A 13,353-nucleotide genomic window follows, 5' to 3' on the forward strand; every position below is an offset into this window, starting at 1 on the left:
TCTTCCACCGGTTCTTCTCCCACCAGCCCGACCTCAACTACGAGAACCCGGCCGTGCAGAAGGAGATCCTCTCGGCGCTGCGCTTCTGGCTGGACCTGGGCATCGACGGCTTCCGCCTGGACGCCGTGCCCTACCTCTACGCGGAGGAGGGCACCAACTGCGAAAACCTTCCGGCAACCCACGAGTTCCTGAAGCGGGTGCGCAAGGAGATCGACGCCCACTACCCGGACACGGTGCTGCTGGCGGAGGCCAACCAGTGGCCGGAGGACGTCGTCGACTACTTCGGCGACTACACCTCCGGCGGCGACGAGTGCCACATGGCCTTCCACTTCCCGGTCATGCCGCGCATCTTCATGGCCGTACGGCGCGAGTCCCGCTACCCGGTCTCGGAGATCCTGGCCAAGACCCCGGCCATCCCCTCCAGCTGCCAGTGGGGCATCTTCCTGCGCAACCACGACGAGCTGACCCTCGAAATGGTCACCGACGAAGAGCGCGACTACATGTACGCGGAGTACGCCAAGGACCCGCGGATGCGGGCCAACATCGGCATCCGCCGCCGGCTGGCGCCCCTGCTGGACAACGACCGCAACCAGATCGAGCTGTTCACCGCCCTGCTGATGTCGCTCCCCGGCAGTCCGATCCTCTACTACGGCGACGAGATCGGCATGGGCGACAACATCTGGCTCGGTGACCGCGACGCGGTGCGCACGCCGATGCAGTGGACGCCGGACCGCAACGCGGGCTTCTCGTCGTGCGACCCGGGCCGCCTGTTCCTGCCGGCCATCATGGACCCGGTCTACGGCTACCAGGTGACCAACGTCGAGGCGTCCATGGCGTCGCCCGCGTCGCTGCTGCACTGGACCCGCCGCATGATCGAGATCCGCAAGCAGAACCCCGCCTTCGGACTCGGCTCGTACACCGAACTCCAGTCCTCCAATCCGGCGGTGCTGGCGTTCCTGCGGGAGCACGGCGACGACCTCGTGCTGTGCGTGAACAACTTCTCCCGCTTCCCGCAGCCGACCGAACTCGACCTGCGCGCCTTCAGCGGCCGCCACCCGGTCGAGCTGATCGGCGGGGTGCGCTTCCCCGCCATCGGCGAACTGCCCTACCTGCTCACGCTCGCGGGGCACGGCTTCTACTGGTTCCGGCTCCGCAAGGACGCCTTCTAGAAGGTCCGGGGCGGGGCGGTTTCTCCCGTCCCGCCCGGGGCACGCATCAGTAACACCCCGTCCGCCCGCGTGAGCCGACACCGGCTGACAGCGCCCACAGGCGAACCGGAGAAGGGGAAAGGACGCACGCCATGTCGGAAGCCGTCATCCACCCCGCCACGGCCGGCCACGGCCTGCTCGCATCGCTGGACCCACTGCTGCGGGACTGGCTGCCACGACAGCGGTGGTTCGCCGGCAAGGGACGTCCGGTCACCGGGTTCTCGCCGGTGGCGATCACCGAACTGCTGCCGCCCTCCCGGCCCTCGGCCCCGGCCGAGCAGGCAGGCACCTCGGCCGGCAGGCCGGGCCTGTGGCACCTGCTCGTCCAGGTCCACCAGCCCGCCGCACCGGTCCCCGGCCCGGGCCGGCTCCCGGCCCCCGGCGACTGCTACCAGCTCCTCATAGGAGCGCGCGAGGCGCTGCCGCCCCGGCTGGCGCCCGCGCTGATCGGCCATGTGACCGAGGGCCCGCTCGCCGGCCACACGGTGTACGAGGCCCTGCACGACCCCCGGCCCGCCGAGGTGCTCCTGGAGGCGCTGCGCACCCGGGCCCGCGTCGGCGACCTGCGCTTCGAGCGCGACCCGCACCAGGAGATCCGGTCCGGCCTGGTCAGCCGCGCGGTCACCGCCGAGCAGTCCAACTCCTCCGTGATATACGGAGATACGTTCATCCTGAAGCTGCTCCGCCGTGTCGTGCCCGGCGTCAACCCCGACCTGGAGCTGCCGCTCGCGCTGGCCCGTGAGGGCTGCCCCCGCGTGCCGGCGCCGACGGCGTGGCTCGGGGCGGAGCTGGCCGGGCAGTCGTACGTCCTCGGCGTCCTCCAGCCCTACGTCCGGGGCGCCACCGACGGCTGGGAGCTGGCCCTGCGGGAGCTGGCCAAGGGCGAGGACTTCAGCGCCGAGGCGCGGGCCCTCGGCCGGGCCACCGCCGAGGTGCACATGGCGCTGGCCCGCGCCCTGCCGACCGTCACCCTCGGCCACACCCAGGTGCGCTCGATGGCCGACGGCATGATCGGGCGCCTGGACCACGCCGCCCAGGCGGTGCCGGCGCTGCGCCCGTACGTCCCCGGGCTGCGCTCCGCCTACGAGGCGCTGGCCGACCTGGCCGCCGAGGGCCAGACCTGGACCGCCCAGCGCGTCCACGGCGACCTGCACCTCGGGCAGTGCCTGCGCTCGCCGGCCGGCGAGTGGTCGCTGATCGACTTCGAGGGCGAACCGGCCCGCCCGCTCGCCGAGCGCCGGATGCCGCAGCCGGCCGCGCGGGACATCGCCGGGATGCTGCGCTCCTTCGACTACGCGGCCCACTCCGTGCGGCCGCCGGTGCCGGGCTGGGCCGAGCACTGCCGGGCCGCGTACTGCTCCGGGTACGCCGAGGCAGCCGGCCGCGACCCGCGGACCGACCCCGTGCTGCTGCGTGCCCACGAGACCGACAAGGCCGTTTACGAGGTCGTCTACGAGGCCCGGCACCGCCCCGACTGGCTCTCCGTGCCGTTGTCGGCGGTACGGCGCCTCGCCTCGACCCTACCGACCTGACCCTCCCAGGAGGCTTCGCCCGTGACCCCCCGTACCACCTCCTCCTCCAGCGGCTCCGACCCGAACACGACGGCCGGGGAGACCACGGCCGCCCCCCAGGAGAAGGCCGCCGTCCCGAAGCAGGCGACCGCGCCCGAGGGGCCCGCCGCGCCGGTGCAGGCGACGGCGGAGCAGGCGACCGCCGGGAAGACCACCGGGAAGAAGGCCGTCGCGAAGAAGGCCGTCGCGAAGAAGGCGACGGCACGGACGGCCACGGCGGCCGAGAAGGCGCCGGCCAAGAAGACGGCCCCCGAGAAGGCCGTGGCCAAGAAGACTCCGGCCAGGAAGACGACCGCGAAGAAGGCGGCCGCCGAGAAGCCCGCCACCGAGAAAGCCGTGGCCGAGAAGTCGCCCGCGAAGAAGACGACCGCCGAGAAGGCCGTGACGAAGAAGGCCGTCGCGAAGAAGGCGGCGGCGAAGACGGCCACGACGGCGCCCGCGAGGAAGACGGCGGCGAGGAAGACGGCGGCGGCCGCCCGGCAGTCGACGGCCGCCGAGGCCACCGCCCCGGGGCGGCCCGTCACCGTCACCGCCGTCTCCCCCGCCCTGGACCGGGCCGACCGCGACCGGCTGCTCGCCGGCACCCATCACGACCCGCACTCCGTCCTCGGCGCCCACCCGGCACCGGACGGCGGTGTGATCGTCCGCGTCTTCCGGCCCTACGCCCGGTCCGTCACCGTGCTGGCCGACGACCGGCGGGTGGAGCTGCACGACGACGGCGCCGGCTTCTTCTCCGGCCTGCTGCCGCTCGCCGCCGTCCCCGAGTACCGGCTCAGCGTGGCGTACGAGAGCACGATCCTGGAGACCGAGGACCCGTACCGCTTCCTGCCCACCCTCGGCGACCTCGATCTGCACCTGATCGGCGAGGGCCGGCACGAGGAGCTCTGGCGGGCCCTCGGCGCGGAGCCGATGACGCACCAGGGCGTGGCCGGTACCCGCTTCACGGTGTGGGCGCCGAACGCCCGCGGCGTGCGCCTGGCCGGCGGCTTCAACTTCTGGGACGGCACCGGCTTCCCGCTGCGCTCCCTCGGCGGCACCGGCGTGTGGGAGCTGTTCGTGCCCGGCATCGGCGAGGGCGAGCTGTACAAGTTCGAGATCACCCGCCCGGACGGTTCGAAGACCCTGCGCGCGGACCCGCTGGCCCGCCGGACCCAGGTCCCGCCGGACACCTCGTCCGTCGTGTACGCCTCGCACCACGAGTGGGGCGACGCGGCGTGGCTGGCGCGCCGGGGCGAGACGCCCGCGCACGAGGCGCCGTTCTCGGTGTACGAGGTGCACCTGCCGTCCTGGCGGCCGGGGCTCACCTACCGGCAGCTCGCCGAGGAACTGCCCCGCTACGTCAAGGACCTCGGCTTCACCCACGTCGAGCTGATGCCGGTCGCCGAGCACCCCTTCGGCGGCTCCTGGGGCTACCAGGTCACCGGTTTCTACGCGCCGACGGCCCGGCTCGGCACCCCGGACGACTTCAAGTACCTCGTCGACGCCCTGCACCAGGCGGGCATCGGCGTCCTCATGGACTGGGTGCCCGCCCACTTCCCGCGGGACGACTGGGCGCTGGCCGAGTTCGACGGGCGGCCACTGTACGAGCACGCCGACCCGCGGCGCGCCGCGCACCCCGACTGGGGGACGCTGGAGTTCGACTTCGGCCGCACGGAGGTGCGCAACTTCCTCGTCGCCAACGCCACGTACTGGTGCGAGGAGTTCCACATCGACGGGCTGCGGGTGGACGCCGTCGCCTCGATGCTCTACCTCGACTACTCGCGCGAGCCGGGCCAGTGGACGCCGAACGAGCACGGCGGCCGGGAGAACCTGGACGCGGTGGCGTTCCTCCAGGAGATGAACGCCACCGTCTACCGGCGCAACCCCGGCGTGGTGACCGTCGCCGAGGAGTCCACCGCCTGGGACGGCGTCACCCGGGCCACCCACCACAAGGGCCCGAGCGGCTTCGGCGGCCTCGGCTTCGGCCTGAAGTGGAACATGGGGTGGATGCACGACTCGCTCCAGTACATGAGCAAGGAGCCGGTCCACCGCAAGTACCACCACCACGAGATGACGTTCTCGATGGTGTACGCGTACAGCGAGAACTACGTGCTGCCGATCTCCCACGACGAGGTGGTGCACGGCAAGCGGTCGCTGGTGTCGAAGATGCCGGGCGACTGGTGGCAGCAGCGCGCCGACCACCGCGCCTACCTGGGCTTCATGTGGGCCCACCCGGGCAAGCAGCTGCTGTTCATGGGACAGGAGTTCGCGCAGGGCGCGGAGTGGTCGGAGGCGACCGGCCCCGACTGGTGGCTGCTCGACCCGGAGTACGGCGCCGCGGCCGACCACCGGGGCGTGCGCGACCTGGTCCGCGACCTCAACACCGTCTACCGCCACACCCCCGCCCTGTGGCAGCGCGACACCCATCCCGAGGGCTTCCAGTGGATCGCCGGGGACGCCGCCGAGGACAACGTCCTGGCCTTCCTGCGCCACGACGCGACGGGCGGCCCGCTCCTCGCGATCAGCAACTTCTCGCCGGTGGTCCGCCACGACTACCGCGTCGGCGTGCCCGACGACATCCCGGCCTGGCACGAGGCCCTCAACACGGACGGGGCCCGCTACGGCGGCAGCGACGTGACGAACCCCGACCCGGTCAAGCCGGAGGCCCTGCCCTGGCACGGCCGCCCGGCCAGCATCCGCCTGACCCTGCCCCCACTGGCGACGGTCTGGCTGAAGCCGTCGTAGCCGGCCGGGCCGGCCGCCTCACTCCCCGTCCGGCCGGGCCGGGGCGGCCAGCCCCGGCGGCAGCGGACCCGTGTGCAGCACGCCCAGCCGCTGGGTCGCGCGGGTCAGGGCGACGTACAGGTCGCTCGTGCCGTACCGGCCCGGCTCGACGACGAGCACCGAGTCGAACTCCAGGCCCTTGGCCTGACGCGGGTCCAGCAGGACGACGGTCCGCGTCAGGTCGGGCTCGGCGCCCGCGGTCACGCCGTCCAGCCGGGCGGCGAGACGCCGGTGCAGGTCGCGCGGGGCGATGACGGCCAGCCGGCCCTCGGCCGGGGTGAGTTCCCGCACCGCCTCGGCGACCGCGCCGGGCAGGTCGCCGGTGGCGCGGATCCAGGGGCGTACGCCGGTGGACCGTACCGAGCTCGGCGGCGCGAAGTGCGGGTCCCGGGCGCGCACGACGGCCGCCGCGAGGTCCATGATCTCGGCGGGCGTGCGGTAGTTGACGCCCAGGCGGGTGTGCTCCCAGCGGTCCTCGACGTAGGGCGCGAGGATCTCCGCCCAGGACCCGACCCCGGCCGCCTCCGCCGTCTGGGCCGGGTCACCGACCAGCGTCATCGACCGCGTCGGGCTGCGCCGCATCAGCAGCCGCCACGCCATCGGCGACAGCTCCTGCGCCTCGTCGACGATGATGTGCCCGAACGCCCAGGTGCGGTCGGCCGCCGCCCGCTCCGCGGCGCTGCGGTGGTCGTCCTCCTCGTGCCGCTCGGCGAACCGCTCGGCGTCGATGATGTCGTGCGCGGACAGCACCTCCGAGGCCTCGGGGTCGCTGTCCTCCTTGTCCTCGAACTCGTACGTCCGGGAGGCGAACGAGACGTCCAGCACGCCCTGGGCGTACGAAACCTGCCGCTCCCGCTCGCGTTCCGCGCGGGCGCGCGCCACCCGGTCGTCCTCGCCGAGCAGCTCGGCCGCCTCGTCGAGCAGCGGTACGTCCGCCACGGTCCACGCCCGCGTCACCGGCCGCCGGATCGCGGCGGCGTCGGCGTCGCCGACGTACCCCTCGGGCCCGGCGAGGAAGTCGGCGACCAGCCCCTGCGGGGTGAGGACCGGCCACAGCCGGTCGATGGCGGACCACACCTCGGGGTTCTCGGCGAGTTCGTCGCGGATCTGGGTGATGTCGCCGGCGTCCAGGAGGCTGGAGCCGTCGTAGGGGTCGGTGCCGACCCGCTCGGCGTACAGCTCGGTGAGCGTGTTGAGGATGTGCCCCTCGAAGTACTCCCGGGCGGCGTTGTGCGGCAGCTTCGCGGCACGCGTCCGCTCCCGGGCGACGCCGGCCAGGCCGTCGTCGAGCATCAGGATCTCGCGGTCGTGCTCGATGGCGATCACCGGGTCGGGCAGCGCCTGCCGGTCCCGTACGACGGCGGCGAGCACGTCGGCCATCTCGGCGCGGCCCTTGACCGCGGCGGCCTCCGGGGTGTCGGCCGCCGTGGCCCGCACACCGGGGAAGAGTTCGCCGACGGTGGCCAGCAGCACGCCCGTCTCGCCCAGCGAGGGCAGCACCTCGCCGATGTAGCCGAGGAAGGCGGGGTTGGGGCCGACGATGAGCACGGCCCGACGGGCGAGCAGTTCCCGGTGCTCGTAGAGCAGGTAGGCCGCCCGGTGCAGGGCGACCGCCGTCTTGCCGGTGCCGGGTCCGCCCTCGACGACCAGGACGCCGCGGTGCGGGGCGCGGATGATCTCGTCCTGCTCGGCCTGGATGGTCCGCACGATGTCGGCCATCCGGCCGGTGCGGGCGGAGTTCAGCGCGGCGAGCAGCACGGCGTCCCCGTTGGGGTCCTCGTAGCCGGTCCGGGTGGCGTCGCCGACGTCGAGGAACTCGTCGTGCAGGGCGGTGACCCGGCGGCCGTCGGTGGAGATGTGCCGGCGGCGGCCGAGGCCCATCGGGGTGTGCCCGGTGGCCAGGTAGAAGGGGCGGGCGACCTCGGCCCGCCAGTCGATCAGGATCGGCGTGCGCTCGGTGTCGTCGGCGCGCAGCCCGATCCGGCCGATGTGGTGGGCGGTGCCGGAGGTGAGGTCGATCCGGCCGAAGCAGAGCGAGCCGTCCACCGCGTTCAGCGCGGCGAGCAGCCCCGACCGCTCGGCGACCAGGATGTCCCGCTCCAGGCGGGCCTGCATCGGCTTGTCGCCCTGGGCGAGCGCGTCCGTGACGGAGGCCTCGGCGTCACCGCGCAGCACGTCGACGCGCGCGTACAGGTCGTCGATGAATTCCTGCTCGCGGCGCATTTCGTCGTCTGGAATTCCGCTGTTTGACAATTCCGCTCCCGCCCGGATATACTGTGGTCACTGAACTTCTTCGCGATTCGTTCATTCTAAGTCGCGAACCATCGAATATACGCAGAGAAATCCCCCGAGCGCAATTGCTCGGGGGATTTCTTCGTGTCCGGGCTCACAGCAGGTCGGAGATCTCCTCCAGGAGCCGCCGCTTGGCCCGTGCCCCCACCATGGACCTCACCGGCTCACCACCGCGGAAGACCATGAAGGTCGGCATGGACAGCACCTTGTAGGCGTGGGTGGTCCGCGGATTGCGGTCCACGTCCAGCTGCACCACCTTCAGCCGCTCCCCCTCCTCCGCCGCCAGCGCCCGCAGCACCGGCGCCATCTGGCGGCACGGCGGGCACCAGTCGGCGGTGAACTCCACCAGCACCGGCAGCCCGGCCCCGATCACCTCCGCAGCGAAATCCGCGTCCGTCACCTCGGCCACACCGGCCGCTCCACCCGCCACTGCTTCCGTCGTCACTGGTTCCCTCCCAGTTCGCACCCCGGTGCCAAACCGCCCGGAACCGCCGCCTCGGCGGCCAGCCGGTCGCGCGCCCGCTCCGCCCGCGCCAGCTGCGCGCCCACCGTCGCCCGCACCGCCCGCAACTCGCCGATCAGCGCGTCGAGCTCGGCCAGCTTGCGCCGGTAGACCGCGAGCGAGGCCGGGCACGAGTCGCCCTCCGGGTGCCCGGCCCGCAGGCACTCCACGAAGGGGCGCGTCTCCTCCAGGTCGAACCCGAAGTCCCGCAGCGTCCTGATCTGCCGCAGCAGCTTCAGGTCCCGCTCGTCGTAGTCCCGATGGCCGTGCGCGTCCCGCCGCGCGGGCAGCAGCCCGCGCTTTTCGTAGTAGCGCAGCGTCCGCGTGGTGGTCCCGGCCCGTTCGGCCAGCTCGCCGATTCGCATGCGGACGAACGTACGCCTTGACGTCGGCGTCAGGGCAAGGCCCGGGCGGGCGCGCGGAGAGGGGTACGGACGAGCCCGGGCGGCCGAGCGAGGGGGGATCGTCTCAGCCGCCCGGGCGTGGGGGTGGTACCCGGCGGAACCCGGGCGGCCGAGCGAGGAGGGGTCGTCTCAGCCGCCCGGGCGTGGGGGGTGGTTTCCGGCGGATCAGGCCTTGGCCAGTTCCTTCTCGCCGTCCTGCGCGCCGCCGGCGCGCGGGTCGGGCACCTCGGTGTCGCCGGCCGGTGCGGCGGCGCCGCCGTGGCCGTCGTCGAGCAGGGTCTTCTCGTCGAACGGCAGCCGGCCCGCGAGCACCTCGCCCACCCGCTCCTTGTCGATCTCCTTGGTCCAGGTGCCGATCAGGACGGTGGCGACGGCGTTGCCCGCGAAGTTGGTCAGGGCGCGGGCCTCGCTCATGAAGCGGTCGATGCCGACGATGAGGCCGATGCCGTCCACCAGGGCGGGCTTGTGGGACTGCAGGCCGCCCGCGAGGGTGGCGAGGCCCGCTCCCGTGACCCCGGCGGCGCCCTTGGAGGCGACCAGCAGGAAGAGCAGCAGCGGGATCTGCTCGCCGACGCCCATCGGCGTGCCCATGGCGTCGGCGATGAACAGGGACGCCATGGTCATGTAGATCATGGTGCCGTCGAGGTTGAAGGAGTAGCCGGTCGGGACGGTGATGCCGACCACCGGCTTGCTGACGCCCAGGTGCTCCATCTTGGCGATGAGCCGCGGCAGCGCGGACTCCGAGGAGGAGGTGGACAGGATCAGCAGGAACTCGCGGCCCAGGTACCTGAAGAGGGTGAGGAGGTTCAGGCCGGAGACGATCCGCAGCAGCGTGCCGAGCACGACGAGGACGAACAGCAGGCAGGTGACGTAGAAGCCGAGCATCAGCACGGCCAGGCTCTTGAGCGCGTCCAGCCCGGCGGAACCGGTGACGGCGGCGATGGCGCCGAAGGCGCCGACCGGGGCGGCCCACATGATCATCGCGAGGATGCGGAAGACCAGCCGCTGGATGTGCTCGATGCCGCGCAGGACCGGCTGCCCGGCCGGCCCCATGGCCTGGAGTGCGAACCCGGCGAGCAGCGCGACGAGCAGGGTCTGGAGCACCTCGCCCTCGGTGAAGGCGGAGACGATGGTGGCCGGGATGACGCCGAGCAGGAAATCGGTGGTGCTCTTGGCCTCCGCGTCCACCTGCGCCTGGCCGGTCTCGCGGACGGCGTCGGTGACGGCGAGGCCGGTGCCCGGGTCGAGGACGTTGCCGACGACCAGGCCGATGGCGAGCGCCACCAGGGACATCACCAGGAAGTAGACCAGCGCGATACCGCCGACGGCGCCGACCTTCGCGGCCTTGCGGACGGAACCGATGCCGAGCACGATCGTGCAGAAGATGATCGGCGAGATCATCATCTTGATCAGGTTCACGAAGCCGGTGCCTACGGGCTTCAGCTCGACGGCGAAGTCCGGCGCGGCCAGGCCCACGGCGATGCCGAGCGCGACCGCGACGATCACCGCGATGTAGAGATAGTGGGTGCGGTCCCGCTTCGCGGGGGGTACGGCAGGTGCCGTGTCGGCTGCGCTGGTCACGACTGCCCTCCTTGACGTCATCGGTATCACCGGCGTGCGGCTCACGTCCGGGGGAACGGTCCGGGGCCCGGCCCGCGGATCCGGGGAATGCCGTGACTATCTCCCGAGCTGTGAGGGCGGTCACCCTTCCGTTCATTGAGTTCACGCCTGACGCGCGAGGCAGACTGACGGCATGCGCATCCCGGTCCCGAGACCCCGCAGCCTGGCCGGCCAGCTGTTCGCCGTGCAGGCCGTGCTGATCGCGGTGCTCGTCGCCGGCTACGCGCTGTTCACCTACGTCAGCGACCGCAGCCAGGCCCAGGACGCGGCCGGCCGCCAGGCGATGGCCGTGGCCCGCGCGATCGCCGACTCCCCGTCCGTGCGCGCGGCGATCCGCACCTCCGAGCCCTCGGCCGCCCTCCAGCCGTACGCGCTGAGCGTCATGCGCGACACCGACGTCGACTTCGTCACGATCATGGATCCGCGGGGCATCCGCTGGACCCACCCCGACCCGGCCCGGATCGGCGGCCGCTTCCTGGGCCACATCGAGCCCGCGCTGCGGGGCGAGTCCTTCACCGAGACCTACACCGGCACCCTCGGCCCGTCCGTCCGCGCGGTCACCCCGGTCCACGACGGACCGCGCACCGTCGGCCTGGTCAGCGCCGGCATCCGGGTCGAGACGATCAGCGAGCGGGCCCGGGACCAGCTCACCGCCCTGATCGGCGCCGCCGGCGGCGCCCTGGTCCTGGGCGCGGCCGGCACCTACGTCGTCAACGCCCGGCTGCGCCGCCACACCCACGGCATGAACGCGGCCGAGCTGAGCCGGATGCACGACTACCACCAGGCCGCCCTGCACGCCGTCCGCGAGGGGCTGCTGATGCTCGACGGCCGGTACCGGGTGGCGCTGATCAACGACGGCGGCCGGGAGCTGCTCGGGGTGAGCGGCGACGTCGTCGGCCGCCCGGTGGCCGACCTGGACCTGCCGGCCCCGCTGACCGGGGCGCTGCTGGCGTCGGAGCCCCGGGTGGACGAGGTGCACCTGACGGCGGACCGGGTGCTGGCGGTCAACACGTCACCGGTGTCGGGCGGGGAGCGGCAAGGGACGGTCGTCACCCTGCGGGACATGACGGAACTGCAGGCGCTGATGGGCGAACTGGACTCGGAACGGGGCTTCACGCAGGCGCTGCGGTCGCAGGCGCACGAGGCGGCCAACCGGCTGCACACGGTGGTCTCGCTGATCGAACTGGGCCGGGCGGAGGAGGCCGTCGGCTTCGCCACGGCGGAGCTGGAACTGGCCCAGGCGCTCACCGACCAGGTCGTCGCGGCGGTGGGCGAGCCCGTCCTGGCGGCGCTGCTGCTCGGCAAGACGGCGCAGGCCAACGAGCGGGGCGTGGAGCTGGTGGTGTCGCGGGACAGCCGCCTGGACGACGGCCTGCTGCCGCCCTCGCTGCCGGCCCGGGACCTGGTGACCATCCTGGGCAACCTGATCGACAACGCGGTGGACGCGGCGCAGGGCGGCGTACGGGCGCGCGTGACGGTGACGGCGTACACGCGGGGCGGCGAGCTGGTGCTGCGGGTGGCGGACACCGGCCGGGGCGTGGATCCCGGGCACGCGGAACTGGTCTTCCAGCGCGGCTTCAGCACGAAACCGTCGGGGCCGGGGGGACGGGGACTGGGGCTGGCCCTGGTACGGCAGACCGCGCACCGGCACGGGGGGACGCTGTCCGTGGCGGAGGCGCCCGGCGGCGGGGCGGAGTTCGCGGTGCGGCTGCCGCTGGCGCAGGGCATCGCACCCGGCGCCGCCCGCACGGCCGCGGGAGGCCGCGCATGACCGTGGCGGAGCCGATCCGGGTGCTGGTCGTCGAGGACGATCCCGTGGCCGCGGACGCGCACGTGAGGTACGTCGGGCGGGTGCCCGGGTTCGTCGCGGCCGGGAAGGCGCACACCGGCGCCGAGGCCCGGCGGGCGCTGGAACGCACGCCGGTGGACCTGCTGCTGCTGGATCTGCACCTGCCGGACGGGCACGGGTTGCGGCTGGCGCGGTCACTGCGGGCGGCGGGGCACCACGCGGACGTGATAGCCGTGACGTCGGCCCGGGACCTGGCGGTGGTGCGGGAGGGGGTGTCGCTGGGCGTCGTGCAGTACGTGCTGAAACCGTTCACGTTCGCGACCCTGCGCGACCGCCTGGTGCGCTACGCGGAGTTCCGGGGGGCCGCCGGGGAGGCGAGCGGGCAGGACGAGGTGGACCGGGCCCTGGCGGCGCTGCGGGCGCCGGCGCCGGCCGCCCTGCCCAAAGGGCTGAGCGCGCCGACGCTGGAGCGGGTGACCGTGACGCTGCGGGACTGCGCGGGCGGAATGACCGCGGCGCGGGTCGCCGAGGCGGTGGGCATCTCCAGGATCACCGCCCGGCGGTACCTGGAGCACCTGGTCGACGCGGGCAGGGCCGCGCGCAGTCCGCAGTACGGGACCGTGGGGCGGCCCGAGTTGCGGTACCGGTGGGTGCGGGGGCGGTAGTCAGCGCAACGGGCGGGCGTAGCTGACGACCTGCCAGCCGAGCCCCGCGATGGAGGCCGCCTCGGCGCCGGACAGGACGAGGAGCCCGGCCGACGGGTCGCCCGCGCACCAGTAGACGGCCAGCCCGGCGAGCGGGACCAGGCAGAACGCCAGCAGGTCCACGGCGCACTGGATGGTCTTGCGGGAGCGGCGGCGGGCGTCCGAGCGGTGGGCGGTCTCCCAGCCGAAGGCCTGCTGCGCCTGGGCGATCCGGGCCAGCCGGGGACCGAGGTCCTCCCGGACGTGCCTGCCGATCGCGGAGATCTTCTCGTCGTTGACCAGGTAGGTCCAGCCCAGGACGACGCAGACGGGCGGCAGCGCGAGCAGCATGTCGGGCCGTTTCGCCTGGGCGGTGGCGGCGATCACGGCGGCGACGACGGTGAGGGTGACGTAGAGGAGGTTGTCGCGGAAGCCGATCCGGGTCTTCTGCTCCTCCTTGACGGTCTGGTACTCGGCCAGCAGCAGCTGACCGACGGTGACGTCCTGCTCCGGCACTGCCT

The 13,353-nt window shown here is 73.1% G+C and carries 10 protein-coding genes; 5 read left to right on the plus strand and 5 right to left on the minus strand.

From position 1 onward, the window contains the following. From treS to glgB, 3 genes are all read left to right on the plus strand, one after another. Positions 1-1,169 (plus strand): maltose alpha-D-glucosyltransferase (gene treS, locus ACFF45_RS19210; RefSeq protein ID WP_381347562.1); only part of this gene is annotated, 1,169 nt, incomplete at its 5' end. Between the two features lie 131 nt (positions 1,170-1,300). Further along, positions 1,301-2,740: a maltokinase N-terminal cap-like domain-containing protein gene (locus ACFF45_RS19215; RefSeq protein ID WP_381347564.1), complete on the plus strand. Its 1,440-nt coding sequence runs from the start codon at positions 1,301-1,303 to the stop codon at positions 2,738-2,740. Between the two features lie 21 nt (positions 2,741-2,761). After that, the gene (gene glgB / locus ACFF45_RS19220; RefSeq protein ID WP_381347566.1) at positions 2,762-5,503 is read left to right on the plus strand and encodes a 1,4-alpha-glucan branching enzyme; all 2,742 of its coding nucleotides are present in this window, start codon (positions 2,762-2,764) and stop codon (positions 5,501-5,503) included. An 18-nt stretch (positions 5,504-5,521) separates the two neighbouring features. Here glgB and ACFF45_RS19225 read toward each other — a convergent pair whose 3' ends face one another. The 4 genes from ACFF45_RS19225 to ACFF45_RS19240 all read right to left on the minus strand — a co-directional run bounded on the left by ACFF45_RS19225 (position 5,522) and on the right by ACFF45_RS19240 (position 10,321). Next, positions 5,522-7,765: a HelD family protein gene (locus tag ACFF45_RS19225; RefSeq protein ID WP_381347568.1), complete on the minus strand. Its 2,244-nt coding sequence runs from the start codon at positions 7,763-7,765 to the stop codon at positions 5,522-5,524. A 163-nt stretch (positions 7,766-7,928) separates the two neighbouring features. Continuing rightward, entirely contained in the window at positions 7,929-8,243 is a 315-nt protein-coding gene (locus tag ACFF45_RS19230) for a thioredoxin family protein (protein WP_381347685.1), read from the minus strand. 32 nt (positions 8,244-8,275) lie between these two features. Continuing rightward, on the minus strand, positions 8,276-8,701 hold the full coding sequence (locus ACFF45_RS19235) for a MerR family transcriptional regulator (protein WP_381347570.1): 426 nt from the start codon (positions 8,699-8,701) through the stop codon (positions 8,276-8,278). Between the two features lie 204 nt (positions 8,702-8,905). Beyond that, positions 8,906-10,321, minus strand: a complete 1,416-nt coding sequence (locus tag ACFF45_RS19240) for a cation:dicarboxylate symporter family transporter (RefSeq protein WP_381347572.1) — start codon at positions 10,319-10,321, stop codon at positions 8,906-8,908. A gap of 172 nt (positions 10,322-10,493) precedes the next feature. Between ACFF45_RS19240 and ACFF45_RS19245 the strand changes: the two genes are divergently transcribed. Continuing rightward, complete coding sequence (locus ACFF45_RS19245; RefSeq protein ID WP_381347574.1) at positions 10,494-12,131, plus strand: sensor histidine kinase; 1,638 nt, start codon at positions 10,494-10,496, stop codon at positions 12,129-12,131. After that, positions 12,128-12,814, plus strand: coding sequence for a response regulator (locus ACFF45_RS19250; RefSeq protein WP_381347576.1), 687 nt, complete (start codon positions 12,128-12,130; stop codon positions 12,812-12,814). The genes ACFF45_RS19245 and ACFF45_RS19250 overlap by 4 nt, the downstream gene beginning before the upstream one ends. On the opposite strand, the gene ACFF45_RS19255 is transcribed toward ACFF45_RS19250, so the two are convergent. Further along, positions 12,815-13,348, minus strand: a complete 534-nt coding sequence (locus ACFF45_RS19255) for a hypothetical protein (RefSeq protein ID WP_381347578.1) — start codon at positions 13,346-13,348, stop codon at positions 12,815-12,817. Between the last annotated feature and the right edge of the window lie 5 nt (positions 13,349-13,353).

Origin of the sequence: Streptomyces cinereospinus (genome assembly GCF_042430725.1) — a bacterium.
Taxonomy (GTDB): domain Bacteria; phylum Actinomycetota; class Actinomycetes; order Streptomycetales; family Streptomycetaceae; genus Streptomyces; species Streptomyces cinereospinus.